The organism is Pseudomonas sp. GGS8 (assembly GCF_024168645.1).
In the GTDB taxonomy this organism is placed as follows: domain Bacteria; phylum Pseudomonadota; class Gammaproteobacteria; order Pseudomonadales; family Pseudomonadaceae; genus Aquipseudomonas.
Window position 1 is genome coordinate 139,797 of sequence record NZ_JALJWF010000001.1, and the last position, 26,749, is coordinate 166,545.

Consider the following 26,749-nt stretch of genomic DNA (forward strand, 5'->3'; position numbering starts at 1 on the left):
GTTTTGCCCCTGGCGTCACGGAGAATTAATTATGCTGCTGTTGTGGATACTGGTTCTGGTGGTCGGGATTGCCTACCTGGCACATCGCCGCACCGCGCCTCTGCCCGCGTTGGGCATCATCGCTGTCTATCTGCTGGCGATGGGCATCTTCAGACATGCGAGCCATGCACCCGCCTGGCTGCTGCTGATTTTCTGGGTGTTGCTCGCGGCCGTGGCCGCCTCCCTGTTGCTCCCGGACCTGCGACGAAAACTGTTCACGGCGCCCATATTCAACTGGTTTCAAAAAAACCTGCCGCCAATGTCGCAAACCGAGCGTGAAGCCATTGAGGCCGGCACGGTCTGGTGGGACGGCGAGCTGTTCAGCGGTCGCCCGGACTGGAACAAGCTGCTGGCCTATCCAAAAGCGCAACTGAGCGAAGAGGAACAGGCGTTCATCGATGGCCCGACCGAAGAGCTCTGCGCGATGGTCACCGATTGGCAGATCGGCCAGTTGATGGACCTGCCGCCCCAGGCTTGGGATCACATCAAGCAGCATGGCTTTTTTGCCCTGATCATTCCCAAGGAATACGGTGGTAAAGGTTTCTCGGCTTATGCGCACTCCCAGATCGCAATGAAACTGGCGACCCGCAGCGGCGACCTGGCCTCCACCGTCATGGTGCCCAACTCCCTTGGCCCGGCGGAACTGCTGCTGCATTACGGCACCGACGAACAACGCAATCATTACCTGCCACGGCTGGCCCGCGGCGACGATATCCCCTGCTTTGCCCTGACAGGCCCGATGGCGGGCTCCAATGTCGGGGGAATGACTGACACCGGGGTGATTTGCAAAGGTGAATGGGAAGGCCAGGAAACCCTCGGCCTGCGCCTGAACTGGGAAAAACGCTACATCACCCTCGGTCCGGTGGCGACCTTGATCGGCCTGGCCTTCAAGGCCTATGACCCGGATCACCTGTTGGGTGACAAAGTCGATCTGGGGATCAGTCTCGCATTGATTCCAACCCAGACCCCCGGTGTAGAAATCGGCCGCCGCCACCTGCCGCTGGGCGCCGCCTTCATGAACGGCCCGAACGCCGGCAAGAATGTGTTCGTACCACTGGAATTCATCATCGGCGGTCAGGAGATGCTCGGCGAAGGCTGGATGATGCTGATGAACTGCCTGTCGGTCGGGCGTTCCATTTCACTGCCTGCCATCGGTACCGCCGCGGGTAAATTCAGCAGTCTGGTGACGGGCCAATATGCGCAGGTTCGCGAGCAATTCAACGCACCGCTGTCAGCCTTCGAAGGGATTCAGGAAGCACTGGCGCGGATCGGCGGCAGTACCTGGCTGATGGACAGCGCGCGGATGCTCACCGCCAACGCCGTCGACCTCGGCGAAAAACCGTCGGTGCCCTCCGCGATCATCAAATACCACCTCTCCGAACGCGGCCGCGAGTGCATCAGTCACGCCATGGATGTTCACGGCGGCAAGGCCATCATCATGGGCCCGAACAACTACCTGGCGCGTAGCTGGCAAGGTGCGCCCATTTCCGTCACGGTCGAAGGTGCAAACATCCTGACACGCAGCCTGATGATCTTCGGCCAGGGCGCTATTCGCTGCCATCCGTTCGTGCTCAAGGAAATGGCCCTTGTCCACCGCGAAGACAAACAACAGGCGCTGATCGAATTCGACGCCCTGCTGCTCAATCACATTGGTTTTGCCGTGAGCAACGCCGCCAGCACCCTGGTGCTGAACCTTGGCTTCGGGCATTTCGAACACGTGCCCGGGGACAAGCTCAGCCAAGGCTACGTGCGCGCCCTCAACCGTCAGGCCGCGGCTTTTGCCATGCTTGCAGACCAGTGCATGATGCTGCTGGGCGGCGATCTGAAACGCCGCGAACGCTTGTCCGCACGTCTGGGCGATGTGCTCAGCTACTTGTATCTGGCCTCCGCGGCGCTCAAGCGTTATCACGATCTCGACTCGCCGGAGCATATGCGTCCGCTGTTCACCTGGGCCATGGAAGAGAGCCTCGGCCAGTCCGAACGTGCGCTGGACGAACTGCTGACCAACTTCCCGAACAAAGTACTCGGCTGCCTGCTGCGGGTGGTAGTGTTCCCGTTCGGTCGCCGGCACAGAGGCCCGTCGGATAGGCTGGCGGCCAAAGTCGCAGCCGTCCTCGGCCGCGCCAAGGGCGATCCAACCCTTGAGGAGTTACTGGCAGGCTGCTATCGCCCGCAATCGGTAGAGGACCCGGTCGGCGCCCTGCAGCATGCCTGCGACTTGCTGAACGCCACCAAACCGCTACAGAAAAAACTCAACACGGCGCTGAGAAGTCGCCAGGTCAAACCCACTGTCGGGGAGTCGGTCATCGATGCCGCACTGGAGGCTGGCGTCTTGCAACCGGTCGAAGCCGAGACCTTGCGCGAGTCGGAGGTGGCGCGGCGCAAGGTGATCGACGTCGATGATTTCGACAAACAGGTGCTGGAGCTGGGCAAAGGCAAGGTCCGCTGATCCAGAGGAGCATGTGTCTCCACCAACGTGGGGCTCTTTACCCTGTGAAAAAGGAGCGCGGGAGCTTTATACTCTCGCGCCCGTTTTGCTCTTGAGGACTTATCTCGTGTCCAATGTCGTTGCCGATCATCTCGTCTTGCTCGACCACCTGCGCAGTATCCTGGTCGCCGTAGGTGAGGCCGAACAGGTTCCCGAAGAAAGCCATGCCTTGTTCCTGGAGCGCTTCGACGAACTGCGTGCGTTGCTGCCGGTCGATCCGATCGAAAGCCAATACCTGGGCCAGGACATTCTGTGCCAGGTCATCACCCGTTACCCGCAAATCGCCCACCTGGTGCCGCGCGACCTGCTGTGGTACTTCGCCGGTGACTGCCTGCATTACATGCCCGATGATGAAATCGACCTGTACCAGGCGCTGGAAGAACGCCGCTTCGAAGCCGAACAGAACGACGAACCGTTCGACTGGAATCAGGAAAAACAGCTGCTGGCGATGTCGAACCAGGACAGCAAGCACTGATCCCCGATCAGTCACGCAAAAGGCCCGCATGGTTGAACATGCGGGCCTTTTTTGTGGCATGCCGAGTGATGGGGTGGTTCAAAGTCAGCCTTCGCGGGCAAGCCTCGCTCCTACAATGCGAACACGAAACCAGCGAAGAGGCCTGTCAAAGCAACCCATCACTCTCCGGCAACTCATACGCTGCCGCGCCCTTGCCCAACGCACTTGGCTTGCCCGGCTTGCTCAAGGTCGGCTCCTTCTCCAGGCACTCCACCAGATAGTCGATGAACACCCGTAACTTGGGCGGCAGGTAGCGGGTAGGCGAATGCAGCAACCAGGCGCCTCCGTGGTAAGACGCCAGAAAGGTCCAGTCCGGCAATACCTGCACAATCAGCCCCTGCTCCAGCGCATAACGGGCGGTGAAGTACGGCAGGCTACCGATCCCGATGTGTTGCAATACCGCGCCCAATCGCACGCCCGTGTGATTGGCGGCGTAGCGTCCGCGCACGCCGACGGTCACGGCTTTGCTGCCTTTCTTGAACTTCCAGCGCGCATCGCTCGGGGTTTCGCCCAGATAGATGCAACTGTGATTGAGCAAGTCGTGGGGATGAGTCGGTGTGCCGTGCTCGGCCAGGTACTGTGGCGTGGCGCAGAGCAAATGGTCGATGGTCAGCAATTGACGCCCCACCAGTCCCGCAGGGGGCCGGTCGGTAATCCGGATGGCCAAGTCGACGTTGTCGTCGATCAAATCCACCTGGCGGTCCTCGAGCAACAACTCCACATCCACTTTGGGATAACGCCGCAGAAACTCCGGCATATGCGGATGAATCACGAATCGCCCCACAGCCTTGGGCACGCTGACGCGCACCAGCCCTTCCGCGTCCTGGGTGAACTGACCGCTGATTTCCATCACCGACTTCGCCGCGCTGACCATCTCCTGGCAGCGCTTGAACACCTCTTCGCCTCCGTCGCTCAGGCGTAGCTTGCGCGTGGTTCGTTGCAACAAACGCGTGGCGAGCGCCTTCTCCAGCCGCGAAATGCTGCGACTCACCGCCGAGGGGGAAGACCCCAGCTGACGCGCCGCTTCGGAGAAACTGCCGGTCTCGACAACCTTGACGAAAATCGCCATTTCACCGAGCAGCGGCAGAGGTAGATTTATGCTCACAGCGCAACAGTCCTTTGATGGTTGAATGGATTATCACGCAATTACACGGTTCATATAATAAAAATAGAAACTTTAATAAGGGCATGGAATATGACGCTTCGCCTCTTCTTCCATAGTGATGACCTCAAGGCCAATGTGGAAGTCCTGGATTGCACGCCCTATGAGAACGAGTTCGCCGTGGTGCTGCGCGCCACACTGTTTCACCCTCAGGGCGGCGGGCAACCCTGTGATACCGGCTGGATCGGCGAAAGCCAGGTGCTGCGCGTGGTTCAGGAACCGGACCGGATCATCCATTTCGTCGACCACCCGGTAAAACTCGGCATGATCCAGATTCGAGTCGACGAGCAACGCCGCCAGTTCAATACGCGCATGCATTCGGCGGGACACCTGATTGGTCATTTCGTCCAGGCCCTGGGCTGGATGCCGATCAAGGCTCATCACTGGCCGGATGAAGGACGTGTGCAATTCAAACCGGGCGATGGCGCACAGGAGGTTGATGCCCAGACGATTCAATACGGCATCAAGCAATGGATCGCCCACGATCTGCCGCGCTTGACGTCGTTGCGCGAAGGCGCCCGTGAAATCGGTTTCGGTGATCTGCCCGCCTACGGCTGCGGCGGCACCCATGTACGTAGCCTGAAGGATTTGGGCATGGTCACGATCGCTTCCCTTTCGCAGAAAAAGGGAACGTTGTCAGTCCACTACCTCGTGGATTGAGCCTTTGGGCGATATCGCCCCCGTCATCGCCTGACGCCGGGGAGCCTGCGTTCGCGGGCTCTGTTGACTATCTGATAGATGGACCTAAGACATGATGATGCTTGACGTCGAGCGTCTCGATGAGACGTGCATACAAAAACTGGCCAACGAAGAAGTCCTCGCCGTCCGCGTCAGAGGCTTGTTGCCGCCGCCACTGGCGATTCAGATCGGCGACAAGATCCTCGCCCCTGGCTTTGAAGGCTACATCAACGCACCGAGCATCGGCCGCATCGGTATGGCGTTCTACGAAGCGGAAAACCAGCCACTGCTGATCGAAGACTATTTCGAGCGCGCCACCAGCAACATCGCCGAATTGCGCAGCCGTTGTGCGCCCTACTCCTCGCCTGTCGACACCCTACGCTGCATGCTCGACGAGTCCTGGCCAGCGGGCGCGCACCTGGAGAATCTCTATGGCCGCAAGATGTATGTGGGGCTATCGCGCGTGGTCAAACCCGGGGTGTGCTTCCTCGCGCATCACGACATTTTCGCCAAGGACGCCCCGGATAGCTTCCAGGCCAGAAGCCTGGAAGCGCAGTTCGCCTGCAATGTTTACCTGAACATGCCGACCGAGGGCGGCGCATTGCAGATGTGGGACCACGACATTTCCCCGGACCAGTTCGACGAGATGCGTGGCGACAGTTACGGCATCGATCCGGCCTTGCTCGGCCCTCCGACCCTGGAGATTCGCCCTGAACCGGGTGATTTCATCATGTTCAATTCACGCCGCATGCACTCGGTGACGCCGGGTGTGGACGATCCGCGATTGAGCCTTTCTTTCTTTGTCGGCTATCGCGGCAATGCTTCCCCCCTGACTTTCTGGAGTTGAGATGTTTTCGAATTACCTGGGCGAGTTTCTGGCGCTGGCAACCATCCACTTTCTGGCCGTGGTCGCCCCAGGGCCGGACTTCGCCGTGACCATCCGCCAAAGCGTGCGTTTCGGGCGTTTAGTGGGCATCTGCACGGCGCTGGGCATCGGCGCGGGTATTTCCGTGCATGTGCTGTACACCTTGCTCGGCGTCGGCGCGTTGATGCACACCACGCCTTGGCTACTGACGGTGGCCAAGGTGATCGGGGGGGCCTACATTTTGTACCTCGGTGTGAGTCTGTTGCGCAGCAAACCCAAAGCGGCGCTTGAAGGCGACAACGCTGCGGCAGCCTCAACTGAGCAGCAGCCCCTGTTCAAGGCCTTCAGCACGGGGTTTCTGACCAACGCCACCAACCCCAAGGCTACGTTGTTCTTTCTGGCGATCTTCACCACCATCATCAGCGCCTCGACACCGCTGCAGATACAGGCGCTGTACGGGTTGTGGATGTGTTTCGTGAACGCCTTGTGGTTCGTGATCGTGGCCCTGTTCTTTTCCAGCGCCCGGGTGCGACTGCTGTTCATGCGCATGGGGCACTGGTTCGAAAGAACCATGGGGGTGATCCTTATTCTTTTCGCCGGACGCTTGATTCTGTCCATGTAAGTCATGCCGCCTTAGTCGCCTCGTCGAACCGCATTATTTGCTGCTCCAACGCCAGCAACATGGCTATCTGCGCACTCTCCCCTGAAAGTTTTGTTTTAAATCATGGCGCTTTGCTTTGTTTGAACTACCTTCAAACAAGAAGAAGTCATAACGGTTTGAATATTGACGTTAGGTTCAGAGATCAGATAGCGAATTGGCAAAAGGAGTTACCTCACTATGATCCTGACAGGCGTTTTCCGGCGCAGAGCTGTGATTGCCGGTTGCTTTTTAGGGGAGTCAGGTTGGCGGGCAGTGCCGCCTATAACCGCAATGGTTGTCGAGCCTGAGCCTATCGCTCGGGTCGACAGCCCAGGTATCTGGATCACTAAAAGCCGTTTTTGAAGGTCGCTCGCTGTTCATTCGGATCAGCGTATCGCACCTGCTTGCGTGTAGCACCAAGGAATATTGCCGGGGGCATTAATCGTTAGTGGTAAGTGCTCTGGCGAGGTTGAGGGTCGATCCAGGCCCCTTGTAGTGATCCGAGGCAACTTGGTTTGCCTTGTAGATGGCCTATTCAGCGAGGATGCACTTAATGAGCTATCGTACCGTGCCCGCTTTCAAGCGAATTATCCATGGCCTGTTCTGGATGGGCCTCAGCGTGGACGCGGCTCAGGCCGCGGCGGCCAATTGTTCGCAGATGGACAATATGCCGACAACGTTCGAGGTCGGTCAGGGGCTTCAGAGTGAGCTGCGCACACCGGTCCCGGTGACGCAACTGGCCGTGGGTGACCCGAAAATTGCCGATGTGCAACCCAGCGGCAACAATCCCAGCGCCTTCATACTCACTGGTCTGACACCGGGAGCCACTAGCCTGATGGTCTGGACCGGCTGTTCGAAAACGCCGCGCCAAAGCATGGTGTTCGTCAAGGGCCGGGCCACCTCGGCGCTGACCAGCGTGTCGACCGGACCTACCGAAGACCCGCTGCTGCCAAGCCAGGTGCAAACCGATATTCGCTTCGTTGAAGTCAGCCGGACCAAACTCAAGGAAGCCTCAGCGTCCATTTTCGGCACCCGCGGCAACTTCCTGTTCGGCTCGCCGAGAACCTTGCCCACCATTGGCGGCGTCGTCACGCCGTCGGTGCCGGTGGACAACGGCATGTTCAACCTCAACTTTGCTACCGGTAATACCCTGGTGGCGATCAACGCGCTGGAAGGCAGCGGTTTCGCCTATACCCTGGCGCGGCCAAGCCTGGTGGCGCTCAGCGGGCAGAGTGCGAGCTTCCTGGCCGGCGGTGAAGTACCGATTCCGGTGCCCAGCTCAGGCAGCGATAACATCTCCATCGAGTACAAGGAATTCGGTATCCGCCTGACCCTGACGCCGACCATTGTCGGGAAAAACCGTATCGCCCTGAAGGTGGCACCGGAAGTCAGTGAACTGGACTTCACCAACGCCGTGAGCATCGCCGGCACGATCGTTCCGGCGCTGACCATACGCCGTACCGACACCAGCATCTCCCTGGCCGACGGCGAAAGCTTCGTCATCAGCGGCCTGATCAGCACCCGCAACAATTCCCAGGTGAACAAATTCCCGGGGCTGGGCGATATCCCGATTCTGGGTGCGTTCTTCCGCGACAACTCCGTCAACCGTGAAGAGCGCGAACTGCTGATGATCGTCACCCCGCATCTGGTCCAGCCTCTGGCGGCCAATGCACAACTGCCGTCGTTGCCTGGCGAACAGCTGCGCAATTACGACCCGAACTTCTACCGCATGTTCTTCCTCGAAAATGGTGATTTCGACAGTAAGACCGGGCTCTCGCAATGAACCGGAGCCGGGCTTTCGCCCTCACTCTTAACGGTGACCTTGAGCGCTTGGCGGGCCAGCTGTATTGCCATTGGCCAGGCGTTCAACGTGTTGTAGCCAGAGGACACTCGATGAAAGCAGTCATTGCAATAACGGCGACATTGATGCTCGCAGGTTGTGCCACCAACGGTATTGTTTCGCGACCGGGCAGTTGCGCCAAACCCGCTTCGGAGCAAGAGTTGGCCCTGAACCTGGCCGACAACATGGCCAACGAAGGCCGTTTGTATGCCAGCCTGGCGAACCTGGAAGGTTTGCCCGATGACCTGGTCCAGGTTCGTCTGCGCAAGGCCCGGGTGCTGCGCTTGATGGGGCGTAAAGATGCGGAGCCGTTGTATCAAAGCCTGCTCGGCACCTGTCTGGCCGCTGAAGGGGAACATGGCCTGGGCCAGTTGGCCGCGGCCAAAAATGATAACGCCAGCGCTACCACTCACCTTGAACGAGCGGTGAAGATGGCCCCCACCGACGACAAGATGCGCAATGACCTGGGGGTCGTCTACCTCAATCAGCGACGGATCCCTGAAGCACGCTTCGAGTTCATGACGGCCATGGAGCTCAAGCAGGCGGATTCACTGGCGGCACTCAACATGGTGACGCTGCTGATCTATCAGGATAACTGGAAGGCGGCTGCCGAACTCGCGAACCGCGCCAGCTTGAGTCCCCAACAAGTCGCAGAGGCGCAAACCCGCGCGGAAAAACTCAAGGCCTCCGCTAAAAAAGCGGTGGCTTCCGAGGGGAATCGCAAGGCTGAGGTAGCCGATGCCTCACCCAGTGCTGCGATCAAGTAGAACGTACGAGGAGTCGAGATGAATACCAAAAGGCTGTTGATTGTGTGCATGGCTTGCCTGTCCACCAGTGCCTGGGCCATTGAGCCGGGTCCCTCCTCGGCGCCACAAAAAGGCACCGAGCAGTGGATGCAGCTACAGATTCGGGGTGTGGTTGCCTCCCCTTTTCGGCAAACTGCATCGGCCACTGAGCGTGACCTGGCCTTCCAGCGCTGGCTGAACAGCTTCACCTACCCGATCCCGATGTTCTTTGAGCAGAAGGCTGGGGGGAAAATGACCAGCAGCAGTAACTGAGGCGCGTCAATGGACGATCAACCTCTGGCGTAGTCCAGAGTAGCCTGGCTAATAAAGCCAGGCTTAATCACGTCTGCAGGAAAGTATTGGCGTCTACACATCCTTCAGTTCTGAGCGAATCCCCCTGGTAGGAACGTAATACGGTTCACTTAAGCATTGCAGCCACGACGCGTTCTTTGTAGCAGCTGCCGAACGCAGGCTTCGCCAGCTGCTACAGATCGCATGACGGCTTAAGTGAACAGCATTACTTGTAGGAGCGAGCGGTGCGGCGATCCGACTTGCCCGCGAAGAGGCGGTCATATCCGCCATCCAGGGTGGCAGAAAGATCGCTTTCGCGGGCAAGCCTCGCTCCTACGGGAGATGTGTGAATCTTGGGAGGGGAAGTACAAGTAAAGGCTCGGGTGGAGGCCATCGTGCCCGACAGCCTCCACCGTTTTTGGCTTACATATTTCCGAATGCTTTCATTACCCCAATCATGGCCGGGCCGATGGCGACCAGAAAGAAGCTCGGCCACAGGCAGAAAATCAGCGGGAATATCAGCTTGGTGCCGATTTTCGCCCCCGCCTCTTCGGCGGCCTGCGTACGCCGATCGCGGAATTCATCGGCATAGATGCGCAGGGTGTCGGCCACGCTGGTACCAAAGCGAATACTCTGCGCCAACAGGCTGACCAATCCTTGCAGGTCCTCCAGACCGGTGCGTAAGGCCAGTTGTTTGAGCGCCTCGGTACTGGTGATGCCCGCGCGAATCTGCGCATTGACCAGGGCCAGCTCTTCAGCCAGTTCAACATGACTGACCGACATCTCTTCAGCCACCCGTTCAATGGTCGTGGGCAGGGACAGGCCTGACTCCACGCAGACCACCATCAGATCCAGCGCATCTGGAAACGCGACACGCAGCCGGTTTTGACGCGCCTGCTTACGCTTGGAGACATACAGCGCTGGCAGCAACCATCCGATACCGGCCACCATGACCACCAACAACAGCCCCACAGCCAGGGAAACCTTGGGAATCAGTGGCAACAGCAGCAACGCAAGGCCGACCATCAACAGCGGTAACATCAAGCGCACCGCCCAGTACATCTGCACCGCCGAAGAGGAGCGGTACCCCGCATGCGTCAACAGAGTCTGGGTAGCTGACGTCTGGGCCGACTCAGCCGAGGCAAAGCGCTGGCCGACCCGCTCCAGCAACAGCTGCAGGTTACTCGGCGCTTCCTGCCCTGCCGTATTGCCCAAATGACCCCGCTTGATCAGCGCCAGACGACGCTGTACCGGGTCCTGGAGACCCAGCATCAGCAACATCAAGGCGACGACCGCAAGCACCGTACTCAAACCTATCGCGCCAAGGAACAACAGGCGCGCCACTTCCTCGTTCCCCGTGACCCGATTGAACAACCCGAGTAAAAAGTCCATGACCTGTACCTCCCGGTAGCGAATATCGCTTAAACCTGAATCCGGATAATTTTTCGTATCCAGAAAATCCCGATCAACATGGCGCAGAAAGCCCCGATGATCAGCTTGTGGCCTATTGGGTCATTGAGCAGCACAGGCATATAGCTGGGGCTTGTGAGCACGATTGCAACGGCCAGCACAAAGGGAATCGCCACCAGCACCCAGGCCGACATGCGCCCTTCCGCCGAGAGGGTTTTGATCTTGCGCTGAAAGCGGAAGCGCCCGCGGATCAGCCGACTCAAACGCTCCAGCACTTCAGTCAGATTACCGCCGGTCTCGCGGTGGATGAGGATCGAAGTCACCAGCATCATCACCGTCATGCTGGGCATGCGCTCCAGCAGGCCGAGCATGGCCCGGCGAACATCGTTGCCATAGTTGATGTCGGCAAAGGTCAGGCCGAATTCATGAGCGACCGGCCCCTTGTGCTCCTCGGCGACCAGACGCAGGGTTTCGTTGAACGGGTGCCCGGCGCGCAAGGCCCGGCACATGGCATCCAGCGCATCCGGCAAGCCTTCCTCAAATTCAGAGAAACGTTTGCTACGGTCACGAGAAATTTTCAGCAGCGGCAACCAGAACACCCCGAAGCCCGCCAGCAACGCCATCCACCAGACGGTCACGACCATCCAGATCGAGATGCCCGCACAGGCACCCAGGAACAACCCGAGCAAGATCACTCGATAAGCACGGTATTCATGGCCGGCCTGCTCGATCATCTGTGTCAGGTTCGCCATGAAGGGCAACTGCTCGAGCATCGCCTCCAGTGGCGACAAGCGCGTCAGGTATTTCTGCCGCAACACCGTCTGCATGTTGGGCAAATTGTTGGCTTTCTCCAGTACGTGCAAACGGCCGCGGATACGCTTGCGCATCTTGCCGGCTTCACCGAACACCGGCACCACCACGCCCTGGGACAAGAGAAACACGGCGATAAACACCATGCCCAGGAACATCACAATGAATTCAGCGGGAATATGACTCATGATTGCCGTGCCTCCATCCATTCAGGCCTGAACATCGTCAACGGCAACTCGATGCCGCGCTTGGCCAGCACATCGCGGAAAGCCGGGATCATGCCGCTGGGCCGATAGTCACCGAGTACCTCGCCGTTTTCGCCCATGCCCTGGCGCGCAAAGGAGAAGATTTCGGTCATGGTGATGACCTCGCCTTCCATGCCGTTGATCTCCTGCACACTGACCAGTCGGCGCTTGCCGTCCTCCTGGCGTTCCAGCTGGATCACCACATCAATGGCCGACGCGATCTGCTGACGCATGGCCTTGATCGGGAAGGTCGCCCCGGTCATCGACACCATGTTCTCGATTCGCCCCAACGCGTCGCGCGCGGTGTTGGCGTGGATGGTGGTCAACGAACCGTCGTGGCCGGTGTTCATGGCGGTCAGCATGTCCAGCGCTTCAGCGCCACGCACCTCGCCGATCACAATGCGGTCCGGACGCATCCGCAAACTGTTGCGCACCAACTCCCGCTGACTCACCTCGCCACGCCCCTCGATGTTCGAAGGCCGGGTTTCCAGGCGCACCACGTGGGGCTGCTGCAGTTGCAGTTCGGCCGAGTCTTCGATGGTGACGATCCGCTCGTTGTGCGGAATGAAACTGGACAACACGTTGAGCATAGTGGTCTTGCCGCTACCGGTACCGCCGGAAATCAGCACGTTCAAGCGTCCGCGGACAATCGCCTTGAGCAGCAGCGCAATGGCTGGGGTCAATGTCCCCACCTGAATCAGGCTGTCGGTATTGAGCAGGTCCACCGCAAAGCGGCGAATCGACATGCTCGGGCCGTCGATGGCCAGCGGCGGGATAATCGCATTGACCCGCGAACCGTCCTTGAGCCGGGCGTCCACCAAGGGCGATGACTCGTCGATACGCCGACCCAGGCTGGACACGATACGGTCGATGATGTTCAGCAAATGCTGATCATCGCGAAAGCGCACATCGGTGCGTTGCAGTTTGCCGAAGCGCTCGACATAGACCGAGGCATAACCGTTGACCAGAATATCGGACACGCTGTGATCGGCCAGCAACGGTTCCAGCGGCCCCAGGCCGAGCACCTCATCGGTGATCTGCTTGATAATCAGCTGGCGGCTGGTGGTACTCACCGGTGCCGAATGCTCGTCGAGCAGACGCTGGCAAATATCACGAATCTGCCGTCCGGCCTCGGCCTGTTCAAGGGAGTCCAGCAAGGACAGGTCCATGACCTTGAGCAATTGCTGGTAGATTTTTTCCCGCCACTCGGCTTCCACCGGAGTGACCTGGCTTCTGGTTTCGTAAAGAACGTCCGGTGTTGCACGCTCCCACGCCATTATTTCCTCTGCCGGGTCCAGCAGGTCGTCGCCCTGCTGAGCTGCTGACGATGCAGCGGGTTTACCGGGCTGTTTGCGCAAGCGGTTACGAAAGTCGCTGATCATGGGTCATCCCCCGAAAAAACGGTTGAAGGCGCGTTTGAGTAAGCCTTTGTTGCCGGCCACCTGTTGACCGACCAGGTCCTCGGTCATGTCGCGCAGGGCGGTAGTAATCGCGGCCCTCGGCGCATGCAGCCCCAACGGCACGCCAGTGTTCTGACTCTGGCTGACCAGGTTGAAGTCGTTGGGTAATTTCGACAGATTCGTGCAGCGCAGTGCCTCGCCGATATCTTTGAGGCTGATCGCTGCGGCCTTGTCATAGCGGTTGACCACGATCTGCAACTGATCGCCGCGCACGCCCAGGTCGTCGCGAAGAATCCGCACCAGGGAGCTGGCATCGCGCAGATGGCTGACACTCTGCTGCACCACCACGTACACCCGATCCACCTGTTCCAGCACGGAGCCGGTGAGGTGGTCGATTTGCCGTGGCAGGTCGATCACCACCCAGTCATAGCTGACGCGGGCCAGTTGCAGCAGCGTGTCGAGTTGCTCGGGTTGGGCATCCTGCGGTAGGCACAGCTCACCGGCCCGACCACCCAGTACATGCAAGGTGGGGCTGAAGTGGCTGCAGAAACCGCGTAGCGCGACGCTGTCCATGCCATCGATCTGATGCAATACCTCGAGATGACTGTGCGTCTGCGCCACATCCAGGTAATGCGTCACGCTGCCGAATTGCAGGTCCATGTCCAGCAGCAGGGTGCTGCCGCCCTTGACGCTGAGCTGTTGAGCCAGGTTGCAGGCCAGCAAGGTTCCGCCGGAGCCACCCTTGGCGCTCATCACGGCAATCAATTTGCCTTCTGTCCCGCTGCCGGTGCGAACCTCCATGACCAGGCGATTCAAGGCGGCGACCAGTTCGGTCTCGGCGATAGGCTCCGGCAGCACGTCACGGGCGCCGGCCTGCATCGCCAGACGCATGCCTTCCTGCTCGGTCAGCAGACCGCACACCAACATCGGCGGACGCTCATGGGCCGGACGCTGCAACAGCGCCGCCAGTTCTTCGCGCCACAGATGGCTGACGCGCAACAGCAACAGATCGGGCATACGGTCCAGACCGTAGAGCGGGTCGACATGTCCATTACTCACCAGACGAGTGCTCACCTCCAGGCAAGGCATGCGCTGGCAGACGCTCTGCAGATCGCGCAACGAGGTGGCATCACGGCTGCTGATCAGCAACCGGAGCCCGGTCTTGCCGGTCGAAGTGGAGAGCGGGGTATCCTTGGTATTCAGCATGGTGTGATCTCCCCGGAATCGGAATGACGCCCGAGGCTTTCGCGTGGCAAGGTTGCCTTGAATGCAGGCAAGGTAATAGGCACGCCGAGCCCGGGAATAAACAGATTGAAAACGAAGCCTTGCAGACTCAACTGGACATAACGGATGGCACGAAAACCAGTAGCGCTGACCAGGTCGCCGGGATTGGCCACCACAGCACCGTTAACATCCAGATAGGTCAGCGTCAGGTTGGTGGTGGCCAGACTCGTGATCAACTGGCTTGTACCGGCGTCGGTCGCGGCGTTGAAAATCGCCCGCCGCAACACCACCGGATCGCTGATGTTGCACACCGCTGCCAGGCGCGCACCACGCCGAGCGGCTTCATCCAGCGCACTGACCGTGAAGTACAGGCGGCCCATTTCCACCACACTGAACAACAGGATGAACACCAGCAGGCCGACGAAGGCGAACTCCACGACATAGGTGCCGTGCATGCGTTTTCTATTCATCACAGTGCCCTCATGACAGTAGTAGCAACCAGTGGAATGCTCAGTGCAATCTGGCTACCAAAAAATCCTGGAATCGCTCCACCACAATTGCCACTGCCAATCACCGGGCAGAAGTTGTAGGTGATGGTGACTCGCACATGGTCGGTGCCCACCGCGCTGACCGCGACGTTCGCGGTCGTCAACCCTGACACCACAGCGCTGCCGGCGGCGCTGGGCACGCCATAGACCGCGACGTTTTTCGTCTGGTCCAGCAGCGTACTACTCAGAGAGATAGTGCCGAGCGTCGAGTCCCAGGCCTGGCTGGCGACGAAACGGTCGGCATCACGGCTGGCCTGCAACAGGACGTTGTACTGGTAGAGCATGCGGCCGAATTCGCCGAGGCTCAGTAACAACAGGAGCAACAGCGGCAGGACGAGGGTGAATTCCACCAATGCCACGCCTTGCTGGGCCTGTGGTCGCTTGAATGAGTGAAGTCCCATGACGCCTCCTACGAGTCTGTGCTCGGAGTGCCAGTGCCGCTGCCAATATAGGTTTTGTAGAGCTGAATGATCTGCGGGCCGGAATCGGTGGACGGCGAAGGGCCTGCCACATTGTCGCCTTCGCACTCCTTCACAAACTGGCCGAAGATCTGCGACTCGGTGCCGCCGTTACTCATGGGCTGCACCACGAAATAGCAGCCAAAACCCAGGACCGGGACCGAGGTTGTACCACCCTGTTTACCGGTACAGTCGCCCACCACGATTTTCAGCATCCGACGCTCGTACACCCCACCGCTCTGACAGCCACTGCCGGACCCGGCCACACACGCGGCAGTGCTCGCACGCCAGTCGTTGTAGTCCAGTATCGCGTTGGCGCCCGCCGTGAGATTGCCGCCGCTCGATGTGACGGTTTGACCCTTGTACATCTTTTGTCCCGTTGCATCGTCGTATGTGATCGCGGGGGTGCTGGACGTGGTTACCAGGTCTGGCGGGTAGTCCGAGGCACTGACCGGGCCGTTGTAGATGCCGAAGCGCGTATTCAACCCTTGAGAGGTAGGGCCGACCTTGTTGCCAGGGGCGGTCTGGACGTTTTGCCCGACGTTGCGGCAAACCGTACCACCTCCGGCCAGGTCATCCCTGACTGTACTGCCGCCCGAGCCAAAGTCGAGCAACTGAAAGTTGCCTGGGCCAATGGGGGACGAATTGCCGGCAGCCGTCTTCAACACCTGCAAATCACCAAACTGGAAGCCCCAGAACACGCCCGCGGCCGGGTTGTATTTAGTCGGGTCACCACAGACCATCAATGGTGCAAGATCACAGGGGCTGGTAGGGCTGGGGCCGGCGGTGGCGATCGCCGCCACGGCCTTGTTCCCAAGACCCGCAGTGCCTAATGTCTGAACGAAGCTCCAGAAAAAACCTGTCAGGCGATAGCTCGGTACCGATACCCGAACGTATTTGGCATCTGCCGGCCCGGGATAGGAGAACGGGCCATAGACGCTGCTGGAAAGCTCCACCACCGCAAAGGTGCCTGCGCTGCCGGCGACCGCCGTTGCCAATTCGGTATTGCCCGTGGCATTGGCATTTTGCGTCAGCGTATTGAGCGCGGCAGTGCGTGTCGCGCTGGCCATGGTGGCAGCACCTGCCGCCTCAAGCAGGGTTTTGGCGCCACTCAGGGCGGCGGCATCCACAGCGTTTTGCAGGCGGGTCTTGTTCAACATCATGTGCCCGCCGTCCAGAGCCAACGCCGCTATCATGGAAATCGCCGCCAAGGCGATCACCATCAGTACGCTCACCGCTCCTCCCTGGCGCCTTGGCGTCGCAGTGAACGGCCGCTGAATACGAAGATTCATCATCAAGCCCTCGTTTGCCGATACAGAACCGGATCGGCTCCGCCAATACCTTGGTGCACAGGCACCCCTACTACCCTGTCAACGAACTTTCACTAAACTGGTCTGGACCCCGCGAATGATGGTGAGTGCCCCGCCACCCTCGCTACGGTGCACCACGCGTTTTTGCACCGGGGCAGCGGCCACAACCATGGGGGCCGAAGCAACAGGCGCGCTGGTCACGATTTTTTTCTCGGAGTTCAGCGGATTACGCAGTGCCAGTTGCAGCTTGCCTTCTGTCTGCGCCGTGACCAGGGTTTCAGCCTCGGCGGCCGTCATCTCCAGCGTCACTGCGCGCACCACCACCGGTTGGGTCTTGTCGGTACCCGCCGTCTGGTCCACCGCCAACACCCGCAAGTTCTCGAGGATGGTCCTGGACACAGCGCTGTTACTGCCGGCACTGGTGGTTTTGGTCGCCAGTACATCGACCCGGTTACCTGGCAGAAGGAATCCGCCCACACCCACCACGTCGTCCACGCGTACCGATATGGCACGTTTGTCTGTGGCAATCAGAGAGGCCAGGGTGCTGCCACCCAGGTGCTCGCTCAGGCGTGCGCCGCGCATGACGTCGCCACGCAAGATGTCGAACGTTGCGATCTTGCCCACCGCCTTGTCGCTGGAATCGAGAGCATCGTCCGGGATCGTGTCCATCGGCATGCGTACGGTCGTGACCTGCTGGGGCTCGACCATCTGCCCGAATGGAATCTCTACCGTGGCGACCACCACGCTTCGAAGGTGGTCGTCCGGGCTGGCATTGAGCCGCGCGCTCAGCCAGGAGTCGGCCATCCATGCAGCCCCAAGGCCCATGACCAGGGAAACGCCTATCAGGGAAACAGTACGAGAGCTCATGTCAGTATCTCCGTATCAAAGAAAGTCGAGCTGGACGAAGTAGTTGTGCCAGGCCCATTCCAACTCTTGTGGCGACAAGGCCCCGGAACCGCCCATATAACGCTGACGATCGAGGGCCATGTTCAGGAGATCTCGGGGATGGCAAGGCACCAGGGGCATGCCTTCACTTGCATAAAGCCTTTGCAGTACATAACGCAGCAGCAGGGGGTCAAAAGGAATACCCATACGCTCACATTCCTGACGCCAGATCTTTTCGTACTCCTCGGGCTTCAGGTAACCGAACTGCAGCTTGTAGCCAATCCGGCGCAAGAAGGCCTCATCGGCCAACTCCAGTGGATTGAGGTTGGTGGAGAACACCAGAATCAGATCGAACGGCAGCTCGCAATGCCGACCGCCGCCCAGGTTGAGAAAGTCGCGTTTCTCTTCCATCGGGACAATCCAGCGATTCAACAGCTCGGCGGGGGCCATGCGCTGGCGTCCCATGTCATCGATGATGAACAGACCATTACTGGCCTTGAGCTGCAAGGCGGCCTGGTACTGACGGGTGAAGGGGTCATAGCGCACGTCCAGCTGTTCCATGCTCAACTCACCGCCCGTAATGACGATCGGACGTTTGCAGCACAGCAGTCGACGGTCGATCCCTTCGTTGAGCATCAGATTGTTCTGTTGGCTGCTGTCATCCAGACGCTGATGAACCTGCGGGTCATAGATCTCGATCACCGATTCGTTGATCACGATGGCATGCGGCACCCAGATGGCCTCGGCGAACAGACGAATCAACCGACTGCTGACGAAGGTCTTCCCGGTACCCGCGGGGCCATAAATCATGATCGCGCGCCCGGAGTTCAGGGCCACACCCAGTTGATCGAGCATCCCCTCTGTGAGCACTACGCCGGTAAGGGCCTTGTGCATATCGCTCGAGCTGATGCGACCATGGTGAATGGTCTGGATTTTGATCAGGGAACGGTAGGTACTCACCGGGAACGGGGCTGCGCCGATATAGCCACTGCGTGACAGGGCATCACGGGCGGCACTGCGACCGCGTTCGGTCAGGCTATAACGCAGCATCTGCCCACCCGTCTGGCCCATCTGGCCAAGCACTTCGATCCGCCCATCCTTGCGCAGAAACGCCAGGACCTCTTCAAGTACAGCGCCAGTCAGCGCCAGGCGGTCCACCAGTCGCGGCATGTCGAGCACGCCGGCGTCGTACAAATGCTTGCATACCAACTCACCGAGGAAACTGTCGGTCAGACCCGTCTCGCGGATTGTGCAAGGCTGAGGAGCCAGTCGTTGCACCGCGTCCCGATCACTGGAGTAGGCATCGCTATCGACGATGACGTGCATGACTAACCTCCCAATCCACCGGCAACGAGTTGCCAGTAGACGCTGTTTAAAGTGCCGATCAAGATTGCAATCGAATAAGGAAAAGGCTTGCCGGCGACTTCATCCAAAGTCGGCGCAAGGTAGGCCTGCGCCCTGAGAATCAGCCAGTAACGGCCCAGGGTCTGCAACAATTGCCCGCGAACCAGCACGATCAGGAAACCGCACACGCCACCGGCTATCAGGCTGAACATGGCTGCCCACAAGGCGAAATGGAACGGAAGAAAACTGCCGACCATGGCCATCAACTTGACGTCGCCGGCAGCCATGCCTCCCAGGGCGTACATCGGCAGAAAGAACGCAAAACAGATCAGGATACCCAACAGGCTGTCACCCAACCCGCTGATACCACCTGAATAAGTCTGACCGGCCAATCCCAGGGCCAGGCCCAACAGGACCAGCGTATTGGGGATACGGTGGCGAAGCAGATCGCTCACCACCGCGACGCCCAGCAGTCCTAGCAGTAAAACAGTCGACACCAGCAATTCCATGGACATGGCGCGTCTCCCCTACCGGGATTATCGTTAGCAGGCAACGTTGCCGTTGACCGCCTGGCACAGCGCTCTGATCTTGGTATCTACAGCGCCGCCCAAAAGAATGAAGGCTGCAGCAACAGCTACCGTAATCAACCCACCGGCCACCGCGTATTCCACGATGGTCAGGCCATCTTCATCTTTGGCGAACTTGCTTATCGAAGTTCTGATTGTTTGCAGAGTCATTTTGTGTACCTCACTTCAGCGGTCATACGACTCGGAAAGTACAGTGGCGGGGACAGCGCGAAGTCCATCGAGTTATCCGGTCGCTCTATCAGCAAAACAGCAACAACCGGTTATTCCATGGACGTCGCCGCGTCCCGCCATCGTAAGTTTTGTTATCAGCACGCAACGTTGCCGTTGACCGCCTGGCACAGCGCTCTGATTTTGGTATTCACGGCACCGCCCAAAAGCACGAACGCAGCGGCAACCGCTACCGTAATCAGCCCACCGGCCACGGCGTATTCCACAATGGTCAGGCCGTCTTCGTCTTTGGCGAACTTCACTACCGAAGCCTTGATTGTCTGCAGATTCATTTTGCCCACCTCACTCGAATGTTGTTTTTTCCGGAAGGCAGTACGTTCTGCACTGCCTGATGCAACCCTAGTCAGGAGCAAGGCATGGGCGTTAGGAAGATTTTGCACATCACTAGGACTTTTTTGCGGGCGCTGCCAAGTGCAGTCATTGGCCTGTGCAGAAGTAGCAGGAGGGGTAAAACAAGGGATGGCTCATGAATACCGCTGACTTCGATTTTCAAGCGACGAGCGGCTGATACCGGGTGCGTCGACTACACGCCAACAGACAGTTGCCCAGGACTGACTTTCAGGCAACGCATAGAGCGGATAGAACTAAAGCTCATCTTTCTTATCAGGATTTAATCTGCAAAGTGATAGCACGTTAGCAATACTACTCAGCGAAGAGGGGCCCGTAGAACCGCAGAGTAGAGACATGACGTCCAACATGACCAAAAGGCCATCGCTGCTATGGTTCGATCTGACTCACGATCGTTCCACGAAGGAACTCATCGCGCAGTTCGAGGACACTTGCGACTGCAAACTGGCGAAAAACTCCGTGCTGCCCCATGGGGAACAGGCAGACATGATCTGCATCCATTTCGATCGCCCCGACACCCCCGGCTTGAGGTTGTTGCTGGAGATCAAACGCACCACCCCTACCATCCCGATCACCATGTTCACCGTGCAGCACTCAGAAGAACTGGCCGTCTGGGCCATGCGCTCCAGTGTCTGGGAATACATGGTGCTCCCGCTCAACACCACCGAGAGGAAGCGCTACCTGACAGCATTGAGGCAACTCTGTGAGCTGCGCCAAAATGCCGGGCAGGACAAGACATTGTTGATCGACCATTCGCCCACTCTGCCGGATAGCATCCGCCTGACCTCCGGGCACCAAAAACACCAGGCGCTGAGCCATATCATGCTGTACATCGACCAGCACTTTCGGGACAGCATCGATCAGAGGGATTTGGCCAAGCGCTGCGGCATGACGACATTCCGCTTCAGTCGCCTGTTCAAGGAAGCCAATGGCGTCGGCTTCACGGATTACATCCTGGACAAGCGCATGAGTTTCGCCAAACAACTGCTCGACAACAGCCAGATGCCGATTACCAGCATCGGCTATGAGGCCGGCTTCAAGGATCCTTCCTACTTCGCCCGCGCCTTCAAGCAGTTCGTCAACTGCACGCCCAGCGAATACCGTTTGGCCAGCCAACTTAGAGCGGTAGCGGCGCAACCGCCACTGGAAGATACAACCATTGAAGCACTTGAAAACCTGGTGCAGAGCCTTGGAAATTGAGGCAGGTTTTTTACGCGCATAAAAAAACGCCGCTCAATGAGCGGCGTTTTTTTTGAATTTGGAGCGGGAAACGAGACTCGAACTCGCGACCCCGACCTTGGCAAGGTCGTGCTCTACCAACTGAGCTATTCCCGCAAATGGCGTCCCCTAGGGGACTCGAACCCCTGTTACCGCCGTGAAAGGGCGGTGTCCTAGGCCACTAGACGAAGGGGACACGCTGCCCGGAACACATGGTGTGTGTTTCGGTGCCCAGACCCGCATCCGAAGACTTGGTTCTGGTTTCACTCAGCTTTGCCCGAAAGCAACGCTGTTTAAAATTGGAGCGGGAAACGAGACTCGAACTCGCGACCCCGACCTTGGCAAGGTCGTGCTCTACCAACTGAGCTATTCCCGCATTGGCGTCCCCTAGGGGACTCGAACCCCTGTTACCGCCGTGAAAGGGCGGTGTCCTAGGCCACTAGACGAAGGGGACACACGTACAACATTCACTCCCTACCGCGTTTCGCTGTGTGCTTTACGCTGTAAGTGGCGCGCATTCTATGGATGGATTGAGGGGTCGTCAACCCCCAGATATAAATTTATTTAAATCAATGACTTCGCCCTGCTTTTGGCAGCGATTCAGGCTTTTGTGTCGCCTGACCTTTGGCGCCTATATTCTGGCATCCACCAAGACGCTATAGTCCATGCCGAGATGATGGCAATGTGCACCTCGCACGCTATTTACTTATAGAAGCGGCATTGCGGCCGATATAAGAAGAGCTATAGCCGATTCACTCGTCGAGCGGCCCTATGCGCCCATATGCCAAGCCACTACACTCGACTCGCACGCGAACCCCATAAAGAGGTCTTACCGGTGACACCACTCATGATCACCCTGCTAGTCGTAGCCGGGATCGCACTATTGATCGCCATTGGCTACATGAACCATGTGGTGGAAAACAACAAGCTGGAAAAAGCCCGCACCAAGGTTGAACTCAACGACCGCCTGCGTCGCTGCGGCGAAATCACCGAGACCTTTCCCGGTCAGTTCATGACACCCGCGCTCAAGTTGCTATTGACCCGCCTGGAACTGAACGTCTGCCAGCGCCTGCTCAACCTGGAAAAAACCAGCGCCACGCTCAAGCCACGGATTACCGAGCTGAGTGCCTTGGTTGCCCGAGGCGAATCGATCCCGGTCAACAACCCGCCGGCACCGATCCAGACCGAAGCCAAGGCCAAAGACGTGCGCTTCCTGCTCGAAGCCCTGCATGGCCAGATCACCCGTGCCGCACAGGACGGCTACCTGCCGACCAACGAAGCCAAGCACTGGATCCGCGAGGTTCGTCATATCCTGGTCCTGCTGCACATCGAATTCTTCAACAACCTCGGCCAGCATGCCCTGCAACAAAACCAGCCAGGCCAGGCCCGCCTGGCCTTCGAACGCGGCGTGCAATACCTGCGCAAACAACCGGAGCCCCAGGTCTACAGCGAACAACTCGAGTACCTGGAAAAACTCCTGGCCCGCGCCAACGACCAGGTCATGGACAAGATCGCCCCGGTTGAAGGCGAAGTGAACCAACTGACTGAAGGGCTCAAAGACGTCGAGGCTGATGCTGACTGGAAGAAGAAAGTCATCTACGACTGATCATGCAAATGCTGAAAAGCCACCGGGTCAGGTGGCTTTTTTTTGCGTTGGAATTGATGGCGCCAGAATCAATAGATCATCCAGGCGCGGCTTGGGTCTTCGGCGGCTGCTACAACCTGAAATGCCCCACCATCCCCCTCAACTCACCCCCTAACTGCGCCAGCTCAATACTCGACGCGGCATTGCCCTGCATCGCCAATGAAGACTGATCCGCACTGGCGCGAATGCTCGTGACACTGCGATTGATCTCCTCGGCCACCGAGCTCTGCTCCTCCGCAGCCGCCGCAATCTGCTGGTTCATCTGCTGAATCAGCGACACCGCCGCCGCAATACTCCCCAACGCACTTTCGGTCTGCAACGCATCGCTTACCGCCAGCTTCACCAACTCGCCACTGCTCTGAATCTGCTGCACCGACGACTGCGCCGCCGAGCGTAAGGCACTGACCAGACGCTCGATTTCCTCAGTCGATTGCTGGGTTCGCTTGGCCAGCGCCCGAACCTCATCGGCCACCACCGCAAAGCCCCTGCCCTGCTCGCCGGCCCGCGCCGCCTCGATGGCCGCATTGAGCGCCAACAGGTTGGTTTGCTCGGCAACGCTTTTGATCACGCTGAGCACCGTACCGATGTTCTGGATTTCTGCACTGAGACTTTCGATGCTGGAGCTGGCCGAGGTGGCCGAGTCTGCCAGTTGCTCGATCCGCGCCATGCTCTGGCGCACCACCTGCTGACCGCTTACGACCTTGCCATCGGCCGTCTGCGCCGCCAGGGCGGCCTCCTCCGCATTACGCGCGACGTCGTGCACCGTGGCGGTCATCTGGTTCATCGCGGTGGCGACCTGCTCGGTTTCTTCCTTCTGGCTGCTGACTTCAAGGTTGGTCTGCTCGGTCACCGCCGACAGCGATTGAGCAGAGTTTGCCAGTTGTTCGATACCGGCCTGCAAACCGCTGACGATGCTGCTGAGCCCGGCACCCATTTGCTGCATGGCCTGCATCAGCTGGCCGATCTCGTCACGACGGGTCACCTCGATTGATGCGCTCAAATCGCCCGCGGCGATCTGCTGGGCGACACGGATGACGCTGCGCAGCGGTGCGACAATCAACCGGGTAATCACCCACGCGGCAATCAGCCCGACCAGCAAGGCCAGTGCCGAGGAGCCGATGATCAACAGCGAGTTCTTTTTCAGCTCTGCCTGCATCGACCGGTCTTCGGCAGCGTAAGCCTGGTCCACCCGCTCCACCACTTGAGCGGCGCGCTGGTGGAGTTGCTCCGATACAGTCTTTTCCTGCGCCAACAGGCCGGTGTACTCGGCAAGTTTTTCAGTGAAACTGGCAATGTGACCCGACACTTCATTGAGGACTGTCTGGTAGCCCTCATCCTTGACCGTGGTTTTCAACTGCTCAGCCTGGGTCAACGCCTGGTCGGCCTGCTCGATCTTGCCCTGCCCGGCGCTGTCGTCGCCCTTGCGGCTCTGGTCCAGGCGCACACGTGCTTCGTTCATGGCCTGCAACATCAGCCGCGAGACCTGGCTGACCTGATTCGCCTGCTCGATGAATTGCGCGCCGTCCTTGCCCTCGGACTCCTTCAAGGCATAGGCGCCATCGTCGGCAAGCCCGGCCTGCAGTACATCCAGATTATTGGCCACGCTGGACACCGACCAACTGGCCATTTCCAGCGCTAGGTCCTTGGCCTGGCTCAGCGAGACGAACTCGTCAAAAGCCTTGCGATAGGCCCCCAGAGACTGTTCGACGTCATTCATGACCGGCACGTTGGCCGCGGAATGCGCCTTGAGCTCGGTCGCCAGCGCGATCAGCGCGTCCACCCCCGCGTGCAAGGCGTCCACGATTTTCGGGTCGCCGCGCAAGGCGTAGTCCTGCTCAAGCAAACGCACCTTGAGCAAACCGCTGTTGAGCGACGACATTTGCTTGAGCCCGTCGAAGCGATGACTGATGGTTTGCAGGGACCATACGCCAATGGCCGCCACCAGGGCTGTCAACAGCAGCACCAGTACAAACCCGACACCCAGTTTTTTCGCCATACCGAGGTTGGCAAAACGTCCTTGCACGGCCGAAATCATTGCGCTTAGTCCCCTGCCATTGTCTGTGAATGCAGATTCGCAACGGGCTTGTGCCAACACAAGTCTCGGGCGTCGGAATAATGGCAAAAAGCTACGCCAGCGTCGCTTTCAGAACGTTTGAGGTCGATCTCGAGCGGTAGCCTGAAAAAATGCCCGAGCGCGAGGATCACAGGCATAGGCGACGTTGATGCGCTGCCAGTCATGGGCCTGGCCGGTGGGGCTGAATGCCGTTGCACAAGACAGCAGGATACCGAAGCGTCGCGCCTGAATCCGCACCTGACCGGCGTCGGATTTGCGCGATCGTGCCCAGATGAACAAGCCGCCTACGGGTTTGCCGAAAACTTCCCATTCCGCGTCTTCGAGCACCTGCAAGGCCGCGTCCCTGTCGGTGCTTAAACGCTGGCGCTGACGCTGCACCAATTTGCGATAGGCGCCACTGGCCAATAGACAAGCCAGCACCGACTCGCAAAACCGTGAAGCGCCCATGCTGCTGATCATCTTGACCTTGGCCAGTCGCGAAATGACGTCGGCACCCGCCACGACAAAGCCGACCCGCAACGAACTGCTGAGGGTTTTGGAGTAGCTGCCGACGTAGATCACGTTGTCATCGATACCCAGTGCCGCAAGACGCGTACCGGGACCGCGGTGCAAATCCGCATAGACGTCGTCTTCGATCACCAGTACGCCATGCTTTCTGGCCAGCTGCAGAACCTGCCGAGCCACGCCCAAGGTCAAACTGCTGCCGGTGGGGTTGTGATAAAAACTGTTGATGAACAAGCCACGGGGCTTGTACTTCAGCAACAGTGACTGAAGTGCTTCGGTGTCGGGTCCGTGAGGCGTTCGTGGGACTTCGATCATGCTGACCCCATGCAGCCTGAGCAGATCGAACAGCATCGAATAACCGGGGTTCTCCACCACCACGCAATCGCCCGGTTTGAACAACGTGCGCACGATCAGGTCGAGCCCATGACTGGCACCTGCCGTGGTGAGGATTCGACTTTCATCCACCGCGATATCCAGCTGTTTCAGCCGCTTGAGGATCTGTTGGCGCAGGGCAAGCAGGCCCAGCGGTGTGCTGTAGTTGAACAAACCGGCCATGTCGGTGCGACTGACTTGGCGTATTGCATAGCTCAGGTCGTCGGTCTCGCGCCAGCTTTCGGGTAATCCGCCGCAACCCAGCTTCAGATCGCACGCGACACCACTCTGCTGCTCCTCAACCCCCTCGAACCAGGAAAAATCCGGTTGCCCATGAGCGGCCGGCGCCGTTGCCGCGACAAAGAAACCCGCCCCACTGCGCGTCGCCAACACCCCTTGAGCCACTAATCGTTCACAGGCCTCGACAACATTGGATTGGCTGAGCAGATTGATCCGCGCGATTTGCCGCACGGAAGGCAAACGCGTCCCCGGCGACACCTCGCCACGATGGAGCCAGTCGGCCATCGCGTCGACGATTTGCTGCACGACCGGCACCAATGCCTGTCGATCGATTCTCAACTCCATGAGCAAGCAAACTCCTGTCTGTTTTGCGGAAAACAGTTAATCACAGGAGCGCTCGACAAGATGTGCGACAAAACCGCCAAAACCGTCGGTTCTAATCATTTGAAACACAATGCCCGATGTTTTCACGGAACCGATGGCAGTGTGCGTAATGCTGAGAAACCTGTGGCGAGCGAGCTTGCTCCGGGCGGCGTTCCGACGCTGGGCTGCGCAGCGGCCCCAATAATCTGGCAACCATTGCCAATTTTTGTGAGT

General features: G+C 59.0%; 25 protein-coding genes and 4 tRNA genes. 10 read left to right on the top strand and 19 right to left on the bottom strand.

The window, feature by feature from the left end:
• Positions 1 to 31 precede the first annotated feature (31 nt).
• Positions 32 to 2,488, top strand: coding sequence for an acyl-CoA dehydrogenase (locus J3D54_RS00635; RefSeq protein WP_253416277.1), 2,457 nt, complete (start codon positions 32 to 34; stop codon positions 2,486 to 2,488).
• Between the two features lie 106 nt (positions 2,489 to 2,594).
• A complete protein-coding gene (locus tag J3D54_RS00640) occupies positions 2,595 to 3,002 on the top strand; it encodes a PA2817 family protein (protein WP_007905217.1) in 408 nt (135 codons plus the stop codon).
• Positions 3,003 to 3,147: 145 nt separating this feature from the next.
• On the opposite strand, the gene J3D54_RS00645 is transcribed toward J3D54_RS00640, so the two are convergent.
• Positions 3,148 to 4,146 carry a LysR family transcriptional regulator gene (locus J3D54_RS00645; protein WP_253416278.1) on the bottom strand — a complete coding sequence of 333 codons (999 nt, stop codon included), beginning with the start codon at positions 4,144 to 4,146 and terminating at the stop codon, positions 3,148 to 3,150.
• A gap of 90 nt (positions 4,147 to 4,236) precedes the next feature.
• Between J3D54_RS00645 and J3D54_RS00650 the strand changes: the two genes are divergently transcribed.
• From J3D54_RS00650 to J3D54_RS00675, 6 genes are all read left to right on the top strand, one after another.
• Entirely contained in the window at positions 4,237 to 4,863 is a 627-nt protein-coding gene (locus J3D54_RS00650; RefSeq protein WP_253416279.1) for an alanyl-tRNA editing protein, read from the top strand.
• Between the two features lie 94 nt (positions 4,864 to 4,957).
• On the top strand, positions 4,958 to 5,728 hold the full coding sequence (locus tag J3D54_RS00655; protein WP_253426444.1) for a 2OG-Fe(II) oxygenase: 771 nt from the start codon (positions 4,958 to 4,960) through the stop codon (positions 5,726 to 5,728).
• Between the two features lies 1 nt (position 5,729).
• Positions 5,730 to 6,368: a LysE family translocator gene (locus J3D54_RS00660; protein ID WP_253416280.1), complete on the top strand. Its 639-nt coding sequence runs from the start codon at positions 5,730 to 5,732 to the stop codon at positions 6,366 to 6,368.
• A 571-nt stretch (positions 6,369 to 6,939) separates the two neighbouring features.
• Entirely contained in the window at positions 6,940 to 8,169 is a 1,230-nt protein-coding gene (locus J3D54_RS00665; RefSeq protein WP_253416281.1) for a type II and III secretion system protein family protein, read from the top strand.
• Between the two features lie 110 nt (positions 8,170 to 8,279).
• Positions 8,280 to 8,993, top strand: a complete 714-nt coding sequence (locus tag J3D54_RS00670) for a tetratricopeptide repeat protein (protein ID WP_253416282.1) — start codon at positions 8,280 to 8,282, stop codon at positions 8,991 to 8,993.
• Between the two features lie 18 nt (positions 8,994 to 9,011).
• Entirely contained in the window at positions 9,012 to 9,284 is a 273-nt protein-coding gene (locus J3D54_RS00675) for a DUF3613 domain-containing protein (RefSeq protein ID WP_253416283.1), read from the top strand.
• Positions 9,285 to 9,725: 441 nt separating this feature from the next.
• On the opposite strand, the gene J3D54_RS00680 is transcribed toward J3D54_RS00675, so the two are convergent.
• The 12 genes from J3D54_RS00680 to J3D54_RS00735 all read right to left on the bottom strand — a co-directional run bounded on the left by J3D54_RS00680 (position 9,726) and on the right by J3D54_RS00735 (position 20,023).
• Positions 9,726 to 10,694, bottom strand: a complete 969-nt coding sequence (locus J3D54_RS00680) for a type II secretion system F family protein (RefSeq protein ID WP_253416284.1) — start codon at positions 10,692 to 10,694, stop codon at positions 9,726 to 9,728.
• Between the two features lie 29 nt (positions 10,695 to 10,723).
• Positions 10,724 to 11,710, bottom strand: a complete 987-nt coding sequence (locus J3D54_RS00685; RefSeq protein WP_253416285.1) for a type II secretion system F family protein — start codon at positions 11,708 to 11,710, stop codon at positions 10,724 to 10,726.
• A complete protein-coding gene (locus tag J3D54_RS00690) occupies positions 11,707 to 13,149 on the bottom strand; it encodes a CpaF family protein (protein WP_253416286.1) in 1,443 nt (480 codons plus the stop codon). Before J3D54_RS00690 ends, J3D54_RS00685 begins: the two co-directional genes overlap by 4 nt.
• Positions 13,150 to 13,152: 3 nt before the next feature.
• Positions 13,153 to 14,373 carry an AAA family ATPase gene (locus tag J3D54_RS00695; protein WP_253416287.1) on the bottom strand — a complete coding sequence of 407 codons (1,221 nt, stop codon included), beginning with the start codon at positions 14,371 to 14,373 and terminating at the stop codon, positions 13,153 to 13,155.
• Positions 14,367 to 14,861: a TadE family protein gene (locus J3D54_RS00700; protein ID WP_253416288.1), complete on the bottom strand. Its 495-nt coding sequence runs from the start codon at positions 14,859 to 14,861 to the stop codon at positions 14,367 to 14,369. Before J3D54_RS00700 ends, J3D54_RS00695 begins: the two co-directional genes overlap by 7 nt.
• Positions 14,861 to 15,340, bottom strand: coding sequence for a TadE/TadG family type IV pilus assembly protein (locus J3D54_RS00705; RefSeq protein ID WP_253416289.1), 480 nt, complete (start codon positions 15,338 to 15,340; stop codon positions 14,861 to 14,863). The genes J3D54_RS00700 and J3D54_RS00705 overlap by 1 nt, the downstream gene beginning before the upstream one ends.
• An 8-nt stretch (positions 15,341 to 15,348) precedes the next feature.
• Complete coding sequence (locus J3D54_RS00710) at positions 15,349 to 16,692, bottom strand: TadE/TadG family type IV pilus assembly protein (protein WP_253416290.1); 1,344 nt, start codon at positions 16,690 to 16,692, stop codon at positions 15,349 to 15,351.
• A 75-nt stretch (positions 16,693 to 16,767) separates the two neighbouring features.
• A complete protein-coding gene (gene cpaB / locus J3D54_RS00715; RefSeq protein ID WP_253416291.1) occupies positions 16,768 to 17,574 on the bottom strand; it encodes a Flp pilus assembly protein CpaB in 807 nt (268 codons plus the stop codon).
• 15 nt (positions 17,575 to 17,589) lie between these two features.
• Positions 17,590 to 18,918 carry an AAA family ATPase gene (locus tag J3D54_RS00720; RefSeq protein WP_253416292.1) on the bottom strand — a complete coding sequence of 443 codons (1,329 nt, stop codon included), beginning with the start codon at positions 18,916 to 18,918 and terminating at the stop codon, positions 17,590 to 17,592.
• 2 nt (positions 18,919 to 18,920) lie between these two features.
• Positions 18,921 to 19,451: a prepilin peptidase gene (locus tag J3D54_RS00725; protein WP_253416293.1), complete on the bottom strand. Its 531-nt coding sequence runs from the start codon at positions 19,449 to 19,451 to the stop codon at positions 18,921 to 18,923.
• Between the two features lie 27 nt (positions 19,452 to 19,478).
• On the bottom strand, positions 19,479 to 19,673 hold the full coding sequence (locus J3D54_RS00730; protein WP_253416294.1) for a Flp family type IVb pilin: 195 nt from the start codon (positions 19,671 to 19,673) through the stop codon (positions 19,479 to 19,481).
• Positions 19,674 to 19,828: 155 nt separating this feature from the next.
• Entirely contained in the window at positions 19,829 to 20,023 is a 195-nt protein-coding gene (locus J3D54_RS00735) for a Flp family type IVb pilin (RefSeq protein WP_018926261.1), read from the bottom strand.
• Between the two features lie 412 nt (positions 20,024 to 20,435).
• On the opposite strand from J3D54_RS00735, the gene J3D54_RS00740 reads away from it, so the two are divergent.
• Positions 20,436 to 21,299 carry a DNA-binding response regulator gene (locus tag J3D54_RS00740; protein WP_253416295.1) on the top strand — a complete coding sequence of 288 codons (864 nt, stop codon included), beginning with the start codon at positions 20,436 to 20,438 and terminating at the stop codon, positions 21,297 to 21,299.
• A gap of 59 nt (positions 21,300 to 21,358) precedes the next feature.
• Here the strand turns inward: J3D54_RS00740 and J3D54_RS00745 are convergent.
• From J3D54_RS00745 to J3D54_RS00760, 4 genes are all read right to left on the bottom strand, one after another.
• Positions 21,359 to 21,434, bottom strand: a tRNA-Gly gene (locus J3D54_RS00745).
• 3 nt (positions 21,435 to 21,437) lie between these two features.
• Positions 21,438 to 21,513: transfer RNA gene (locus J3D54_RS00750), tRNA-Glu, on the bottom strand.
• A gap of 104 nt (positions 21,514 to 21,617) precedes the next feature.
• Positions 21,618 to 21,693 (bottom strand) — tRNA-Gly (locus J3D54_RS00755).
• Positions 21,694 to 21,695: 2 nt separating this feature from the next.
• Positions 21,696 to 21,771: transfer RNA gene (locus J3D54_RS00760), tRNA-Glu, on the bottom strand.
• 393 nt (positions 21,772 to 22,164) lie between these two features.
• Between J3D54_RS00760 and J3D54_RS00765 the strand changes: the two genes are divergently transcribed.
• On the top strand, positions 22,165 to 22,923 hold the full coding sequence (locus J3D54_RS00765; RefSeq protein WP_253416296.1) for a hypothetical protein: 759 nt from the start codon (positions 22,165 to 22,167) through the stop codon (positions 22,921 to 22,923).
• 109 nt (positions 22,924 to 23,032) lie between these two features.
• Here J3D54_RS00765 and J3D54_RS00770 read toward each other — a convergent pair whose 3' ends face one another.
• The gene (locus tag J3D54_RS00770; RefSeq protein WP_253416297.1) at positions 23,033 to 24,997 is read right to left on the bottom strand and encodes a methyl-accepting chemotaxis protein; all 1,965 of its coding nucleotides are present in this window, start codon (positions 24,995 to 24,997) and stop codon (positions 23,033 to 23,035) included.
• Between the two features lie 108 nt (positions 24,998 to 25,105).
• Positions 25,106 to 26,497: a PLP-dependent aminotransferase family protein gene (locus J3D54_RS00775; RefSeq protein ID WP_253416298.1), complete on the bottom strand. Its 1,392-nt coding sequence runs from the start codon at positions 26,495 to 26,497 to the stop codon at positions 25,106 to 25,108.
• Positions 26,498 to 26,749 lie beyond the last annotated feature (252 nt).

What these genes read in the sequence shown, in the direction of transcription:
- J3D54_RS00735 (WP_018926261.1), bottom strand. Translation starts at nt 20,023, where the DNA reads ATGAATCTGCAGACAATCAAGGCTTCGGTAGTGAAGTTCGCCAAAGAC.
- J3D54_RS00635 (WP_253416277.1), top strand. Translation starts at nt 32, where the DNA reads ATGCTGCTGTTGTGGATACTGGTTCTGGTGGTCGGGATTGCCTACCTG.
- J3D54_RS00700 (WP_253416288.1), bottom strand. Translation starts at nt 14,861, where the DNA reads ATGAATAGAAAACGCATGCACGGCACCTATGTCGTGGAGTTCGCCTTC.
- J3D54_RS00770 (WP_253416297.1), bottom strand. Translation starts at nt 24,997, where the DNA reads ATGATTTCGGCCGTGCAAGGACGTTTTGCCAACCTCGGTATGGCGAAA.
- J3D54_RS00720 (WP_253416292.1), bottom strand. Translation starts at nt 18,918, where the DNA reads ATGCACGTCATCGTCGATAGCGATGCCTACTCCAGTGATCGGGACGCG.
- J3D54_RS00690 (WP_253416286.1), bottom strand. Translation starts at nt 13,149, where the DNA reads ATGATCAGCGACTTTCGTAACCGCTTGCGCAAACAGCCCGGTAAACCC.
- J3D54_RS00705 (WP_253416289.1), bottom strand. Translation starts at nt 15,340, where the DNA reads ATGGGACTTCACTCATTCAAGCGACCACAGGCCCAGCAAGGCGTGGCA.
- J3D54_RS00685 (WP_253416285.1), bottom strand. Translation starts at nt 11,710, where the DNA reads ATGAGTCATATTCCCGCTGAATTCATTGTGATGTTCCTGGGCATGGTG.
- J3D54_RS00680 (WP_253416284.1), bottom strand. Translation starts at nt 10,694, where the DNA reads ATGGACTTTTTACTCGGGTTGTTCAATCGGGTCACGGGGAACGAGGAA.
- J3D54_RS00730 (WP_253416294.1), bottom strand. Translation starts at nt 19,673, where the DNA reads ATGACTCTGCAAACAATCAGAACTTCGATAAGCAAGTTCGCCAAAGAT.
- cpaB (WP_253416291.1), bottom strand. Translation starts at nt 17,574, where the DNA reads ATGAGCTCTCGTACTGTTTCCCTGATAGGCGTTTCCCTGGTCATGGGC.
- J3D54_RS00675 (WP_253416283.1), top strand. Translation starts at nt 9,012, where the DNA reads ATGAATACCAAAAGGCTGTTGATTGTGTGCATGGCTTGCCTGTCCACC.
- J3D54_RS00650 (WP_253416279.1), top strand. Translation starts at nt 4,237, where the DNA reads ATGACGCTTCGCCTCTTCTTCCATAGTGATGACCTCAAGGCCAATGTG.
- J3D54_RS00725 (WP_253416293.1), bottom strand. Translation starts at nt 19,451, where the DNA reads ATGTCCATGGAATTGCTGGTGTCGACTGTTTTACTGCTAGGACTGCTG.
- J3D54_RS00660 (WP_253416280.1), top strand. Translation starts at nt 5,730, where the DNA reads ATGTTTTCGAATTACCTGGGCGAGTTTCTGGCGCTGGCAACCATCCAC.
- J3D54_RS00695 (WP_253416287.1), bottom strand. Translation starts at nt 14,373, where the DNA reads ATGCTGAATACCAAGGATACCCCGCTCTCCACTTCGACCGGCAAGACC.
- J3D54_RS00655 (WP_253426444.1), top strand. Translation starts at nt 4,958, where the DNA reads ATGATGCTTGACGTCGAGCGTCTCGATGAGACGTGCATACAAAAACTG.
- J3D54_RS00775 (WP_253416298.1), bottom strand. Translation starts at nt 26,497, where the DNA reads ATGGAGTTGAGAATCGATCGACAGGCATTGGTGCCGGTCGTGCAGCAA.
- J3D54_RS00665 (WP_253416281.1), top strand. Translation starts at nt 6,940, where the DNA reads ATGAGCTATCGTACCGTGCCCGCTTTCAAGCGAATTATCCATGGCCTG.
- J3D54_RS00710 (WP_253416290.1), bottom strand. Translation starts at nt 16,692, where the DNA reads ATGATGAATCTTCGTATTCAGCGGCCGTTCACTGCGACGCCAAGGCGC.
- J3D54_RS00765 (WP_253416296.1), top strand. Translation starts at nt 22,165, where the DNA reads ATGATCACCCTGCTAGTCGTAGCCGGGATCGCACTATTGATCGCCATT.
- J3D54_RS00740 (WP_253416295.1), top strand. Translation starts at nt 20,436, where the DNA reads ATGACGTCCAACATGACCAAAAGGCCATCGCTGCTATGGTTCGATCTG.
- J3D54_RS00670 (WP_253416282.1), top strand. Translation starts at nt 8,280, where the DNA reads ATGAAAGCAGTCATTGCAATAACGGCGACATTGATGCTCGCAGGTTGT.